At 61.8% G+C, this 13,556-nt stretch carries 11 protein-coding genes and 1 pseudogene; 1 reads left to right on the forward strand and 11 read right to left on the reverse strand.

What is annotated here, in order from left to right; translation table 11 throughout:
- Positions 1–42 precede the first annotated feature (42 nt).
- The 3 genes from AD670_RS18950 to AD670_RS18960 are packed head-to-tail and all read right to left on the reverse strand — an operon-like array spanning position 43 to position 3,678.
- A complete protein-coding gene (locus tag AD670_RS18950; protein WP_053135954.1) occupies positions 43–1,140 on the reverse strand; it encodes a DUF1513 domain-containing protein in 1,098 nt (365 codons plus the stop codon).
- 2 nt (positions 1,141–1,142) lie between these two features.
- Entirely contained in the window at positions 1,143–2,207 is a 1,065-nt protein-coding gene (locus AD670_RS18955; protein WP_053135692.1) for an imelysin family protein, read from the reverse strand.
- A 31-nt stretch (positions 2,208–2,238) separates the two neighbouring features.
- Positions 2,239–3,678, reverse strand: a complete 1,440-nt coding sequence (locus tag AD670_RS18960; protein WP_053135695.1) for a di-heme oxidoredictase family protein — start codon at positions 3,676–3,678, stop codon at positions 2,239–2,241.
- A 140-nt stretch (positions 3,679–3,818) separates the two neighbouring features.
- Here AD670_RS18960 and AD670_RS18965 point away from each other — a divergent pair, with 140 nt between their 5' ends.
- Positions 3,819–4,382, forward strand: a complete 564-nt coding sequence (locus AD670_RS18965; protein ID WP_053135698.1) for an NAD(P)H nitroreductase — start codon at positions 3,819–3,821, stop codon at positions 4,380–4,382.
- Positions 4,383–4,445: 63 nt separating this feature from the next.
- Here AD670_RS18965 and AD670_RS32290 read toward each other — a convergent pair whose 3' ends face one another.
- The 8 genes and pseudogenes from AD670_RS32290 to gap form a co-directional block, all read right to left on the reverse strand.
- A complete protein-coding gene (locus AD670_RS32290; protein ID WP_371263187.1) occupies positions 4,446–5,201 on the reverse strand; it encodes a methyl-accepting chemotaxis protein in 756 nt (251 codons plus the stop codon).
- A gap of 102 nt (positions 5,202–5,303) precedes the next feature.
- Positions 5,304–6,638: pseudogene (locus tag AD670_RS32295) on the reverse strand (HAMP domain-containing protein); the annotation flags it as partial.
- 85 nt (positions 6,639–6,723) lie between these two features.
- Entirely contained in the window at positions 6,724–7,125 is a 402-nt protein-coding gene (locus AD670_RS18975; RefSeq protein WP_053135704.1) for a YbaN family protein, read from the reverse strand.
- Between the two features lie 168 nt (positions 7,126–7,293).
- On the reverse strand, positions 7,294–7,902 hold the full coding sequence (locus AD670_RS18980) for a biliverdin-producing heme oxygenase (protein ID WP_053135707.1): 609 nt from the start codon (positions 7,900–7,902) through the stop codon (positions 7,294–7,296).
- A 134-nt stretch (positions 7,903–8,036) separates the two neighbouring features.
- Complete coding sequence (locus AD670_RS18985; RefSeq protein WP_053135710.1) at positions 8,037–10,601, reverse strand: TonB-dependent receptor; 2,565 nt, start codon at positions 10,599–10,601, stop codon at positions 8,037–8,039.
- A 117-nt stretch (positions 10,602–10,718) separates the two neighbouring features.
- A complete protein-coding gene (locus AD670_RS18990) occupies positions 10,719–11,687 on the reverse strand; it encodes a FecR domain-containing protein (protein ID WP_053135713.1) in 969 nt (322 codons plus the stop codon).
- A gap of 74 nt (positions 11,688–11,761) precedes the next feature.
- Positions 11,762–12,280 carry an RNA polymerase sigma factor gene (locus AD670_RS18995; protein ID WP_053135716.1) on the reverse strand — a complete coding sequence of 173 codons (519 nt, stop codon included), beginning with the start codon at positions 12,278–12,280 and terminating at the stop codon, positions 11,762–11,764.
- A 130-nt stretch (positions 12,281–12,410) separates the two neighbouring features.
- The gene (gene gap, locus AD670_RS19000; RefSeq protein WP_053135718.1) at positions 12,411–13,412 is read right to left on the reverse strand and encodes a type I glyceraldehyde-3-phosphate dehydrogenase; all 1,002 of its coding nucleotides are present in this window, start codon (positions 13,410–13,412) and stop codon (positions 12,411–12,413) included.
- Between the last annotated feature and the right edge of the window lie 144 nt (positions 13,413–13,556).

A 13,556-nucleotide genomic window follows, 5' to 3' on the forward strand; every position in this document is an offset into this window, starting at 1 on the left:
GGGGATTCCACCCGGCAAGCCGGGCCCCTGCAGGGTGGTGGGTCAGATCAGGTGCAGATGGTTATCCCAGAGCCCCGCCGGCAATTCCAACGGCTTGGCGACCAGCTGTTTCTGGCGGCAATCGTAGTAGCGGCAACGGCCCTGGCCCGAGGTGACGACAAACCCGTCGGCCACGGCACCGACGCCTGCGCAGTCGGGCAACGGTCCATCCAGGCGCAGTTCGCCGCTGTCCATGTCCCAGATAAAGAAGCGGTTGCCGCGCGGTGCGGTCAACGCCACCAGGCGCAATTCGCTGTGCACCGCGACGCTGGCGGTGTAATGCCCCATGGCCTGCAACTGCTCATCGGCCACCGGGAAGGCCACGAACGGCTGCCCCGGACGCTTGATCGCGAGCAGCTCGGAACGCTCCTGGGACGGGCCCATGAACTGCTGGCCGGTGAGAATGGTGCCGTCGCTGGCGATGCCCATATGGCGCACGCTGTTCATCTGCTGGCCGAGGGTTTCCTTGCTGATCAAGGTGCCGTCGCGCTGCATCAGCACCAGGCTCGGCTCCATGGCGTTAAGGTTCATCTCCACGCGGCTTTCGGCTTCGGTGCGGATGCCGCCGTTGGCCACCACCAGGGTTTCGCCGTCAGGCATCCACGACACCTGGTGCGGGCCGATGCCATGGGTGGAAATCTCGCCACTGTGCACCAGGCGCTCGCCTTCGAACTGATACACACCGAGCAGGCCACGGCCGGGGTCGGATGTGTCGTTCTCGGTGGCGTACAGCCAGTCGCCGCTCTTGTGGATGACCGCATGGCCATAGAAGTGGCGGTTGGCGTTTGAGGTGATGGTTTGCAGCAGCGCGCCATCACGTAGATCAATCAGATAACTCTCGGTGCCCGGGCGGCGGGCAACAAACAGCGCAATCGGCAGCGTCGGGTGGTTGATGATGTCGTGGCAGCGCTGGCCGACCTGGGTGGCGAACACTTGCTTGCCGTCCAAGTGAAAGCCCACGGCGTAGTGCTTGCCGTCGGCATCATCGCGCGCCGACAGCAACAGCGGGCGCTTGTCTTTCCCTTTGAACAGCGTCCAGCCACCCAGTGTGAGTGCGCTGAGCAGCACGCTGCCAATCGCCAAAGCCTGTCGCCTGAGCATCATCAGTCACCGTCGTTGGCATTGAAGCCCAGTTGGATCCCCAGCGCCTTGGCCAGCTCGCCTTCGTGCAGGCGGTGGACCACGTTGAGGCTGTCGTAGATATCGTTGAGTTGCTGGCGCCCGGCGTCATCGTTCAACAGCTCGTTGAGGCTGCGCTGGTTGCTGGCGAACAGTTTCAGCGAGGCGGCATAGGCCGCGTCGATCTTGTCGGCCAATGGCTTTTGATCCGCCGGCAGCAAACCACGCAGGCCCTTGTTGTCGACGCCGACCCACACGGTCTGGGCGGCGGCGAGGCTGGCCTCCAGGCTTTGCAGGGACGACTGGCTGCGCCATGCATCGGCCTGGAACGGCTGCGGGATGCCCTTGGTCTGGCGGCCCATGGGCGTGCCGAGTTTTTTCTTCAGGGTGTCCAGTGCGGTCACTTGTACGCGCAGCAGATCGGCGATTGCTTCGTGGGAATCAGCGTAGCGCTGGTTCGGAAACTTACTCATCTGCGCGAGCATGCCGTCGGTGCTGTTCCAACTGGCCAGGATCTCTTCGGCCAGGGCTTTCTGACGATCACCGATGGCCACCAGCAGCGGGCAGTAACGGGCTTTCTGCGCCTCGTCGGCGATGTCGGTCTTGGCGTCGTAGAGGATGTATTCGTAGGCCGACAGGCCCTGAACCACCACGCTGGACTTGGCCAGTGCGGCGCCGTCGATCTGCGGCTGGGCGGCGACCAGTTGCTCGACCTGACGGCCCACAAGGTTCTTCTTGTCCGGCCAGAACTGCACCTGCCACGAACGGTTGCCCTCGGCCAGTGGACCGATCAGCAGCGGTTGCAACTCGGCCCAGGCTTTTTGCGCGTGGAGGAAGTCGGCGCGGGCGGTGTCCAGGCTTTGCTTGCCCTGGCAGTAGGCCAGGGCGCTGACGGCCAACTGGCGATCGGCTTCGACCCAACGGCTATAGGTCGGCAGGATCACTTGCTTGGCGATCGCCGCCGAGGTCACGGCTTGCGGGTCTTGTGGCGAGCAGGCACCCAGGGCGAGGGCGGCCAGGCTGGTGAACAACAACTTGGGACGGAACATGTCGAGCTCCCTTCTGTAATTGGGGCGAAGCTTATAAAGAATTCAGGAACGCCAGCAACGCAGCGCGCTGCTCGGCATTGAAGGACAACACATGCTGCTGCGCCGCCTGTGCTTCACCGCCGTGCCACAGCACGGCTTCGAGCAGGTTGCGGGCGCGGCCGTCATGCAGGAACTGGGTATGGCCGCTGACGGTCTGCGTCAGCCCGATGCCCCACAACGGCGGCGTGCGCCATTCGCTGCCACCGGCCTTGAATTCCGTGCGGTTGTCGGCCAGGCCTGGGCCCATGTCGTGCAACAGCAAATCGCTGTAGGGGCGGATCACTTGGTTGGCCAACTCGGGTTCGGCGGCATTCGCAGCGGTGGTGAACATCGGCTTGTGGCAACCCTGGCAACCGGCCTGGTAGAACAGGTTTTTCCCGGCCAGCACCTGCGGCGTATTGACGTCGCGGCGCACGGGCACGGCCAGGTTGCGGGTGTAGAACAGCACCAGGCGCAGGATGTTATCGCTGACTTCCGGCTCGCCATCGGGGCCATTGCCGTTGGGCGCCTGTTTGCAGGCGACTTGGGCGTCGGTGCAGTCATCGAAGGGTCTCAGGGAGGTGGTGAGGCCCATATCACCAGAGAACGCGTGAACATTTTGTTGATTGAGGTTCGGTTGCCCGGCTTTCCAGCCAAACCGTCCGAGTACGGTTTTTTGCTCGGCGTCATCCCAGACCCAATTCGCCCGGCCGATGATGGCTTCCTTGTCGGCGGTCTTCGGCTCGGTATTGCGCAGGATATCCGCGTCGCTGATGGCTTCGAGCAGGCCCAGGCCGATCATCGGCGGGGCGATACGCGCGGAAAACCGTGTGTCCGGGTGCATCGGGCCATAGCCGAGCTGGGTGATCTGCAGGTTAGGTTTGCGTAACTCGACGACGCTGCCGTCCTTGAACGTAACGTTGACCGGCGTGTAGTCGACGCGCACCTTGCCTTCTGGTTCGACGCCGGGCACGGCCATGTCCTGCAATTGCCCGCCGTAGACGGGCTCGGGCACCACCCCGGCTTGCTCGATGAGCTTGGCGTAGGACGGCTGCTCCTGGATAGACAGGGGGATCGACAGGCGCACCAGCATCGACACCGCATTGGCCGCGTCGGGCAGCGGCGGATGGCCACGGCCGTCCTTGATATGGCAGTTCTGGCAGGCGTTGGTGTTGAACAGCGGGCCCAGGCCATCACGGGCGGTGGTGGTGGACGGCGCAATCACCCACGGGCTGCGAAAGAAACTGTTGCCCACACTGAAATCCAGGCGGCGCGTGGGTGACAGGTTGGCCGAGGGCAGGGAAAACGCATTCTGGTCGCGCTTGTTCACCGTCGTCGCGCCGCCCGCTCGCGACTCACCCGGCTCTGCCTTGGTGAAGCGCGGGGCGTCGTCGCAGGCAGTCAGGCTCAAGGCCATCAACGCTGCGCACAGGCGAAAAAGCGAACGAAACATCGAGTTTCCCGGACGAAGGCTGAAAATAAGGTCGCAAAGTCTAACAGGGCAGGGCGGATTGAATAAGAGCAATTATCGTTTGGTGGCATCCCGATTCATTCCCGCTAGAATGACCGCACATTTTTCTCTGGAGGTGGCCAATGCAGGCTCTCGACGCTTTGCTCAACCGTGTTTCCGTGCCGCGTTTGCTGGAACCGGCACCGACCCAGGAGCAGCGCGATGTGCTGTTCGCCGCAGCCATGCGTGCGCCCGACCACGGCCAACTGCGCCCTTGGCGTTTCCTCACCGTGGAAGGTGCCGCCCGTGAGCAGATGGGCACGCTGTTGGCCGAAGCCGCCCGCCTGCAAGACGCCGATGCCCCGCAAGCCGCCATCGACAAGGCCCAGAACGGCCCGTTGCGCGCGCCGCTGGTGGTGGTGGTGATTGCCCGCCTGCAGGAGCACTTCAAGGTACCCAAATCCGAACAATTGCTGGCAGCCGCCTGCGCGGCCCACGGCATTCTGCTGGCGGCCTATGCCCAGGGGATTGGCGCGGTGTGGCGCACGGGTGAGTTGTCCTACTCGGCCCACGTCGCCAAAGGCCTGGGGCTGACGGCGGATGAGGAAGTGATTGGCTTCCTTTATTTGGGGACACCGCAGAATCCGCCGCGTACGGCGGCGAAGGAAGATGTGGCGGCGTTTGTGCAGGCTTGGACGGGTCTCTAAGCAGTACGCGGTCAAAATGTGGGAGGAGGCTTGCCCCCTCCCACATGGGGCCTGTGGTGTTTGTTAAACCTTGAACTGATCCATGAGTTTCATCTGCTGGCTGGCCAAGGCATTGAGCTGGCTGCTGATGGCCGCCGATTCGGTGGCCTGGCCGGTGAGGGTTTCGGTCACGGTGCGGATCGCCGAGACGTTGCGGTTGACCTCTTCGGCCACGGCGCTTTGCTGCTCGGCGGCGCTGGCGATTTGCAGGTTCATGTCGCTGATCACCGTCACCGCATCACTGATCTTGCCCAAGGCTTGCGCGGCTTGATGGATCTGCCCGGCATTGCTCTGGGCCTGGCTTTGGCTGGAGTGCATGGTCGCCACCACGCCACGGGTGCCGCTCTGGATGCGTTCGATCACCTGGCGGATTTCCTCCACCGAATCCTGGGTGCGCTTGGCCAGGTTACGCACTTCGTCGGCCACCACCGCAAACCCACGGCCGCTTTCCCCGGCGCGTGCGGCTTCGATCGCCGCGTTGAGCGCCAGCAGGTTGGTCTGCTCGGCAATGCTGCGGATCACCTCCAGGACTGAACCGATTTGCTCGCTGTTGACCGCCAGGGCCTCGACTTCGCCCACGGCCTTGCTGACTTCTTCGGCGAGGGTGGTGATGTCGCGGGTGCTCTGCTCGATGATCGACATGCCTTCACGCGCGGACTGATCGGCGCCGCGTGCCGCGCTGGCGGCATTGGAGGCGCTGTTGGCAACGTCATGGGCGGTGGCGCTCATTTCGTTGGACGCCGTGGCCACTTGGTCGATTTCGCGGAACTGCACCTGCATGCCTTCGCTGGTCTGGCGCGCGATGGCCGAGGACTGGTCGGCCGTGCCGCGCGCTTCGGTGATGCTTTGCTTGATCTGGGCGATGGTCGGTTGCAGCTTGTCGAGGAAACGGTTGAACCAGTTCACCAGTTCGCCCAGTTCATCCTTCTTGGCGTAGGCCAGGCGCTGGGTGAGGTCGCCGTCGCCGCTGGCGATGTCCTTGAGCATGGCGGCCACGCTGTTGATCGGACGGGTCACACCGGTGGCGGTGAGCCAGATCAGCAGCAAACCGAGCAGGCCGGCAGCGGCCGCCACCAGCAAGGCCTTGAGCGTACCGCTGGCCTGGGCGTCATCGAGTACCGCTTGCAGCTTGACGCTATCGGCCAGCATCACACTTTTAGGCAACTTGATGACGACGCCCCAGGATTTGGCCTCGGCAATCGGCTTGACCGGGTAGACGGCGCGAATGGTGTCGTCCTGTTCGCGGATCATGCGGTTGTCACTGGCCAGCAGTTGCACGATGTCCTTGCCTTCGGCGCCGAGGGTGTCGATCAGGTTCTTGCCGACCTTGGCCGGCTCGCCGCTGTAGGCGGCAATCACACCGCTGCTGGAAAGGATCTCCAGGTGCGCTGAGCCGTTGAACAGGTCTTTCTGGGCGGCGTCGGTGGTTGCCTGCAGGGAGGTCAGGGCAATGTCCACACCGACGACGCCGATGAGTTTGCCGTCCACAATCAGTGGCGAGGCGATGGTGGTCATCAGCACCTTTTTGCCGGCCACGGTATCTTCATACGGGTCCAGCAGGCAGGTATTGCGGGTGTCCCGTGGGCAGGTGTACCAGATGTTGTAGGGCGTGCCGTTGAGGGTGAGGGTGGTCTTGTTCAGGTCCTCTTCGACCATGATGGTGTTCACGCCTTCACCGCCGGCACGGCTCCAATAGCTGGAGAAGCGCCCTTTTTCGTTGGAGACGCGCGCCTTGTCATCGACGAATTCGCTGTCCTTGCCGTCGAGGCCGTTGGGTTCGAATGACAACCAGAAACCCAGCACTTTGCTGTTGCGATCGAACGTCGTTTTCAGGCTCTGGTTGATTTCTTCGCGCAGCGCGCCGGCTTCCAGGCCACGCTTGCTGGCCATGATGCGCAAGTCCTTGATCTGGTCGTTCAGTGCGGTCAGCGCCATCAGGCTGTCGCCGAAGGTTTTCTGCAACTGCACTGCCTGTTCGCCGGCCTTGGCTTGCAGCAGTTGTTCGACGCTGGCGGTGAGCATGTGCGAGCTGGAATCGCTGACCAACTGATCGTTCTGGTTGGTGTTGTAGATGTTGATGCCCACCACCAGTGCAATCACCCCCAACAGGCAGAGCCCGGACAGCAGCACGATTTTCAAGCGGATAGAGAGGGTGTCGAACATAGGTTCACTCACGAATGGACTTGTTGGAAGGCACGCAGTGCACGCCAAGTCCATTCAGCGCTATGTCTGAAACATCGGCGTAACAAATCAATTCATGAGAGATAGGCGATGGGCGGTAGGAAAACACCTACAGCCAGCGTCACACGGGCTGTGCGAGTCGTTCGGGGCGTGACCAGATCCACAGGTTGCCCAGGCTCATCCCGGCAATCGCCAGGTAGATCGGCCAGCCGTGATCGAGCATCACCAGCATCAGGATCGCGCACAGCAGCATGCTCACGGTGGCGCTGACTTTGGCCCGGCGCGCGATGATCTTGCCGTTGCGCCAGTTGAACAGGATCGGCCCGAACAGGCGGTGGTTTTCCAGCCAGGCACTGAGGCGCGGCGAGCTTTTGGTCGCGGCCCAGGCGGCCAGCAGGATGAATTCGGTGGTGGGCAAACCCGGCACGACAATCGCCACCAGCCCGATGCCCAGGCTGACGTAGGCCAGCAGGCCGAAGAGGAACCGTGCGATTTTCGAGGTGGATTGGGTTTTGCCGGTCATGGTGTGTGCAAAGTAGGGGATAACAAAAGAGTCGGCATTGAAATGCGGTTTAAATGTGGGAGGTGGCTTGCTCCCGATAGCGGTGCATCAGCCAACAAATAGGTACCTGACCCTCCGCCATCGGGGGCAAGCCCCCTCCCACAGTTGATTGCATTTCAATGTGGGCGATCAGGCCAGTTCAGGGGCGCTAGCGTACGCCTGTTCCAGCAAGACGGTGAAGCGCACAAACGCATCCACCGCGCCTTTTTCCGCTGCGGCTTCTTCTTCGGCGCTCAACTCCAGGCCGTCGAGGGTGCGGGTGAAGCTTTTCCAGCCTTCGGCGCGACCGCCGGCCGGCTCACCCAGGTGGCGGGCACCGAAGGTTTCGCTCAGGCCCAGGCCTACGGCGCGCTTGATCAGGAAGGCAGCACCCAGCTTGGAACCTTCGGACACGAACAGCCAGCCCAGGGCTTCGGCCTTGCTCGGGTTCTTCAGTGCGCCCGCGACCGGGGCGGGCACTTCGGTGTCCAGGTCAGCCAGGTCCAGCTTGGCGGCCTCGGCGCGGCAGCGTTCGGCCAGGTCGGGCACGATCTTGATCAGTTCGGCATCGTTGTACAGGGCTACCAGTTCTGACTGGAACAGGTATTGCGCCACCACGAACCGCGCGAAGTTGGCCTGGGTTTCAAACGGGGCGTGGGCCTTGACCAGCGCATCCAACTTGGTATGCGGCTCGTTGGTGATCTGGTTCAGGCGCTGGGAGCGCAGGTTTGGGCGTTCTGCGGTAGGAGAAGCGGTCATGAAAAAGTCCTTGGGAAGGGGAGCGCCTTGTTGCCCTAAAGAGAGCTGTTATCAACTAGACGAACAAGAAGACGCGGCACAGTAAAAAATCCTCACCTCGCCGCTGAAATTTCGACGAGGTGAGTCGGGTCTCGTCAGATGTCCCAGATCAGGTTGATCGCAACGTTGCGGCCCGGCTGAGTCAAGCGGTCGAGGTTGGCCGGGCCGGTCACAGCGGCTTCGCCGACACTGTCGTAGCTGCGCACGTCATCCCAGTTCCAGTATTTCTTGTCGGTGAGGTTGTAGAGGCCGCCGTTGATGGTCACGTCGTTGGTGACCTTGTAGAAGGCGGTCAGGTCGACAACACCGAAGCCAGGGGTCTTGAAGGGGCCGCTGGTGTCGCCGTCCGGCGCGTGGAAGGTCGTGCTGTCGACGCGGTCCTGCTTTTTCACCAGGGTCCAGCTCAACAGTGCGCCGTAGTTGTCCTGGTCGTAGCCCAGGCCGAAGACGCCCTTGAGTGGGTTGACGCTGTTCAGCGGCTCGCCGTTATCGTCGTTACGACCGTAGGCATAGGAAACCGAACCCTGGGTGTAGAGGCCTTGCGGGGCTCCGAACGCATCGAGGTTCAGGCGGCCCTTGGCTTCTGCTCCCTTGATGGTGGCGCGCTTGATATTGACGGCCTGGAACTGTTCAACCGTGCCGCCGACGACGGCGTTGTCTTCGTCGATAAAGTCGCGGTACTTGTTATAAAACACGGCGATTTCGAAGGAGCCTTCGTCGAATTTGCCGCGAATCCCGGTTTCGACGCCTTTACTGGTTTCTGGCTTGAGGTCGGGGTTCGGCTCGACGGTGTAGCCCAGGTTCAGGTTTTCAAAGCGGCCGTACAGCGCCTTGGCGGATGGCGTACGGAAACCTTCGGCATATTGGCCGAACCAGGTGTATTGATCCGTCAGGGCGTAAGTCAGGCCAAACTTGGGCGTCACACGGTGCCAGGTTTTTTCCTTGTCGCTCACCGGGTCCGCGCCTGTCGGGTTGACGGTGTTGAGGAACTCCTGGGTCAGCTTCGGTTTGAGCTGGGTGTAGTCGTAGCGCACGGCGGGCAGGAAGGTCCATTTATCCCAGGTGATCTGGTCTTGTGCGAACAGCGAGTAGGTGTTGATGGTCGGGTCGGGGAAGTCGCTGGACTTCTTCACACTGTCGGAGGCCATCGGGCTGGGTGCGCCGATGGCGGTGCAGCCACTGCCGACGGCCACGCACGTCGCATTGCCTTCGCGCGAGCCCGTGACTTTCTGCTGCTTGAGGGTGGTGCCGTAGGTCACTTGGTGATCGGTTTCACCGAGGCTGAACGCTTTGTCCAACTGCGCATCGAAAACCCACTGTTTTTCCTGGTAGAGCGTGTCGCGGGTGCGCAAGACACGCCGGCCTGACTGATAGATCTCGGCGGTGGTCTGGTCGGTCTTGGCGATCTGGTAATTGAGGCTGGTCTTGATGCGGTCGGCAATCGGTGACTCAAGGGCGAAGCTGTTTTCCAGGCCGAAACGTTCACGGGTAATAGTGTCGTTACCACGACGATCACGGTACAGGTTGAAGCCTCGGCCACCGATGAACGGACCGCCCACCGCGTTCTTCAGGTTGACGTCGCGGTCGTCCTTGTACTTCTCATAGGTCAGGCCCAGGCGGTTGTCATCGCCATAATTCCAGCCGAGCTTGGCCAGGATGTTGGTGGTGCGTGCGTCCTCGGGGTTGGCGCCGGTACGGGCCAGGCCGGTGGCGTTGTTGCCGTCGTAGGATTCGGTCTCATGGCCATTGCGCTGGCTCAGGTGCAGCAAGCCATCGAAGTCCTGCACGCGGCCGGCGACGGTGCCGGAGGTCAGCCAGCTTTCGTCGGCGGAGCTGTAGCCGGTCTTCAGGCGTGCGCCGACGTCCTGGCCGGGCTTGATGATGTCGTCCGGGTCGAGGGTGAAGTAACTCACGGCGCCGCCGATGGCGCTGCTGCCGTACAGTGCCGAGGCCGGGCCGCGGAGGATTTCGACGCGCTTGACGATCTCCGGGTCGACATAGTTGCGGCGGGTCTTGGCATAAGGGCCGTTGAAGAAGTTGTCGGGCACTTCTACACCGTCCACCTGGGTGAGGATGCGGTCGCCGTCGATACCGCGGATGTTGAACCCGGCATTGCCGGCACGGGTACCGGCGCCGCCCACCGAGACGCCGGGCTCGTAGCGCACCAGTTCGCGGATGTTGTTGACGTTCTGGCGGTCCAGCTCTTCGCGATCATGCACGCTGACGGTGCTCGGTACGCTGTTCACATCCTGCGCGTTACGGGTGGCGCTGATGGTCACCTGTTGCAGGTTGAGGGTGCTGCCCGCGCTGCGCTTTTCCAGGACGATGTTGTTATTGCCCAGCTTGCGGTAGCTCAGGTTGGTCCCCACCAACAGCCGGTCCAGGGCTTTCTCCGGCGACAGTGCGCCGCGCACGCCAGGGGACGACACGCCCTGGCCCAGTTCGGCGGGCAGGCCGACTTGCCAGCCGGTCACGCTGGTAAAGGCGTTCAGCGCCGAGACCAGTGGCTGTTGTTCGATGCTGAAGCTGTAGTTGCCGTGGCTGCGGGCGGCCGGTTCGGCGGCAGTCGCGGCCATCACTGGCGCACCGGCCAGCAGGATGGCGGCGGTCAGCAAGGACAGCACGGGCGAGGAGGACCGGCGGTTGAAACAAGAGGACATCGAGAGCGCTCCGGAAGGTACGAATCTTATAGTTGCGAACCGAATCAAATAGGAATCAGTTGCATTGGCTAAGACGAGACGTACCGTCGGAGGCTATCGAGTAAAAATAATTCTCATTTAGTTCAGGATGACCAGCGCGGGGTATTCCGACAACTTGGCTGAGGTGATGTGGGCCAGGGAGCGCACCACGTCCAGGGGCTGGTCGAGGCGGTAATTGCCGGTGACAGCAACGCTGGCGAGCTTGTCGTTGGTGTTGACGATCCAACCGGGGTAGTAGCGACGCAGTTCGGCAAGCACTTCGCTCATCGGGCAGTTTTCGAAAATCAGCCGGCCTTGCACCCAGGCCAGGTCCTTGTTGGCATCCAGCCTGGCCGGTTGGCCAAAGCCCTTGGGCCCGATGCGGATGCTTTCGCCGGCGCGCAGGCGTACGCGGGCATCGTCGAAGGTGTTGCTCAGGTCGACATCGCCGCGCTGCACCTGCACCTGGGCTTCGCCATTGAGGTAACGCACGGCGAAGGCGGTATCACGCACGCTGGCGCGCACGGGGCCGGCGTCGATTTCCAGGGGCAGGCCATGGCCGGGCATGATTTCGAAAAAGGCTTCGCCCTGATACAGGCGGGCGATGCGCTGGTGGTCCTTGATGCTGCTGGAAAACGCCGAATTGGTGTTCAGCAACACTTTCGAGCCATCGTCCAGTTGCAGGCGCTGGCGTTCGCCCACCACGGTGAGGTGGTCGGCTTGCAGGCGTACCGGCAGGTTGCTGAAACTGAACAGGCCGATCAACAGCACCGCGGCGGTGGCCAGTGGTTTCCAGTGCGGCTTGATCCGGCGCCAACCGCTGGGCGTGCGCGGCGCAGCCAGGGCAACGGCGGCGCTGTGCACCGGCGCCCCACCCCACGCGGCCTGGGCCTTGCCGAAGGCGTGGACGTGGGCGGGGTCTTGGGCCAGCCAGGCTTCAAACTCGGCCTGCTGCCCAGGCGCAGGGCACTGCAAGGCGATCAGCCAGTCGAGGGCTTGGTCCATAGCCGTGTCTTGCAACACCTCATGAGCCAGCTCATGGGGGCGCAGTTTATTCGGGTCCGTCACGGTGTTCCTCGGGTCTTCGCCACGTTCTATTCATCTTTCCTACAGCTTGGGTCGAGACTTCTGTCGGCTGAAGCTTAAGGCTGATCCAGTCTTTCGGCCACACCTACGCAAATAGCCATGATCAATTTCAGTTCCTTTTGCACGGTGCTCAAGGACACGTGCAACTGATCGGCGATCTCCTGGTAACTGCAACCATGCAGGCGGCTGAGGATGAAAATCTGCTGCTGGCGCGCGCTCAACTGGCCGAGGCTGATGCTCAGGTGCTCAAGCAATTGCTCGGCCTGGGTGGCGTCTTCGGGGGTGCTGATGGGGGCGGCGACGCTTTGCAGGATGTCCAGCGGGACATCTTCCTGCAGCGTGCGCGCCTGAATCCTGCGCGAACGCAAATGATCCAGCGCCAGGTTCCGCGCGGTTTGGTAGACGAAGGGTTCGAGGTGATCGATCGGCCGCTCGCTGAGGGCCCGGGTGACGCGCAGGTAGGTTTCCTGCAACAGGTCCTCGGCGGTGCTGTGGTTATTCACCATCCGCTGCAAGGTGCGTAGCAGAATCACCCGTTGGGTGAGAAAGACTTGGTTGAAGCGAGATTGGCTCACAGTGATACCAGACCGATTTGCAGTTAATGATAATGCTTATCATCAACTGAAATGGCAAGTGGCTATTTCTCTGTGTCTACATACAACAAATGTGGGAGGGGGCTTGTACTGCCCCTCCCACAGGACCGCGTTACTCGGCGTTGCACAGCGCCAGGCAGTTATCCAGCATGCGGTTCGAGAAGCCCCACTCGTTGTCATACCAGGCCAGTACTTTCAGCAACTTGCCGCTGACCTTGGTGTGGTTGGCATCGAAGATCGACGACAGCGGGTTGTGGTTGAAGTCACTGGAAACCAGCGGCAGGGTGTTATAGCCAAGGATCTTCGAGTGTTGGCTGGCTTCCTTGAGCAGTGCGTTGACTTCCTCGGCCGTGGCGTCTTTCTTCAACTGCACGGTGAGGTCCACCAGCGACACGTTGATCACCGGCACACGCACGGCCATGCCGGTCAGCTTGCCTGCCAGTTCCGGCAGCACCAGGCCCACCGCTTCGGCAGCGCCGGTCTTGCTCGGGATCATGTTCTGGGTGGCCGAACGCGCGCGGTACGGGTCGGTGTGGTAGACGTCGGTCAGGTTCTGGTCGTTGGTGTAGGCATGAATCGTGGTCATCAAGCCGCTTTCGATGCCCAGCTCACGGTGCAGCACCTGCGCGACCGGCGCCAGGCAGTTGGTGGTGCACGACGCGTTGGAGATGATCTGGTGGGATTGACGCAGAATGTCGTGGTTCACGCCGTAGACCACGGTCGCGTCCGCGCCTTTGGCCGGTGCGGAGATGATCACCTTGCGTGCACCAGCGGTAATATGGGCGGCAGCCTTGTCACGGTCGGTGAACAGACCGGTGCATTCGAACACCACGTCGACCTTGTGCGCAGCCCACGGCAGGTCGGCCGGGTTGCGAATGGCACTGACGGCAATCCGGTCACCATTGACGGTCAGGCTTTCCTGATCGTGGGCGACCTCTGCATCGAAAGTGCCATGCACGGTGTCGTATTTAAGCAGGTGGGCATTGATCGAGCTGTCGCCCAAATCATTGATGGCGACGATCTGCAAATCCTGGCGATAGCCTTGGGTATACAGTGCGCGCAGGACATTACGGCCGATACGGCCAAAACCATTGATTGCGATACGAAGAGTCATTGGAAAGTGCCTGTCGTCGATTTGTTGTAAGAATTACAAGATTATTCGCATAAAAATAGAAAACAAGCCTTTTTAGTGGCAATATTTTGTTCAATCTACAACGAGTGACCTGAATCAACTGGTCCGATGATCCAAACGACTCTC

It is taken from the genome of Pseudomonas sp. MIACH, assembly GCF_001269925.1.
In the GTDB taxonomy this organism is placed as follows: Bacteria; Pseudomonadota; Gammaproteobacteria; order Pseudomonadales; family Pseudomonadaceae; genus Aquipseudomonas.

Coding starts and splice junctions, on each gene's coding strand:
- AD670_RS18950 (WP_053135954.1), bottom strand. CDS start 1,140: ATGCTCAGGCGACAGGCTTTGGCGATTGGCAGCGTGCTGCTCAGCGCA.
- AD670_RS18955 (WP_053135692.1), bottom strand. CDS start 2,207: ATGTTCCGTCCCAAGTTGTTGTTCACCAGCCTGGCCGCCCTCGCCCTG.
- AD670_RS18960 (WP_053135695.1), bottom strand. CDS start 3,678: ATGTTTCGTTCGCTTTTTCGCCTGTGCGCAGCGTTGATGGCCTTGAGC.
- AD670_RS18965 (WP_053135698.1), top strand. CDS start 3,819: ATGCAGGCTCTCGACGCTTTGCTCAACCGTGTTTCCGTGCCGCGTTTG.
- AD670_RS32290 (WP_371263187.1), bottom strand. CDS start 5,201: ATGCAGGTGCAGTTCCGCGAAATCGACCAAGTGGCCACGGCGTCCAAC.
- AD670_RS18975 (WP_053135704.1), bottom strand. CDS start 7,125: ATGACCGGCAAAACCCAATCCACCTCGAAAATCGCACGGTTCCTCTTC.
- AD670_RS18980 (WP_053135707.1), bottom strand. CDS start 7,902: ATGACCGCTTCTCCTACCGCAGAACGCCCAAACCTGCGCTCCCAGCGC.
- AD670_RS18985 (WP_053135710.1), bottom strand. CDS start 10,601: ATGTCCTCTTGTTTCAACCGCCGGTCCTCCTCGCCCGTGCTGTCCTTG.
- gap (WP_053135718.1), bottom strand. CDS start 13,412: ATGACTCTTCGTATCGCAATCAATGGTTTTGGCCGTATCGGCCGTAAT.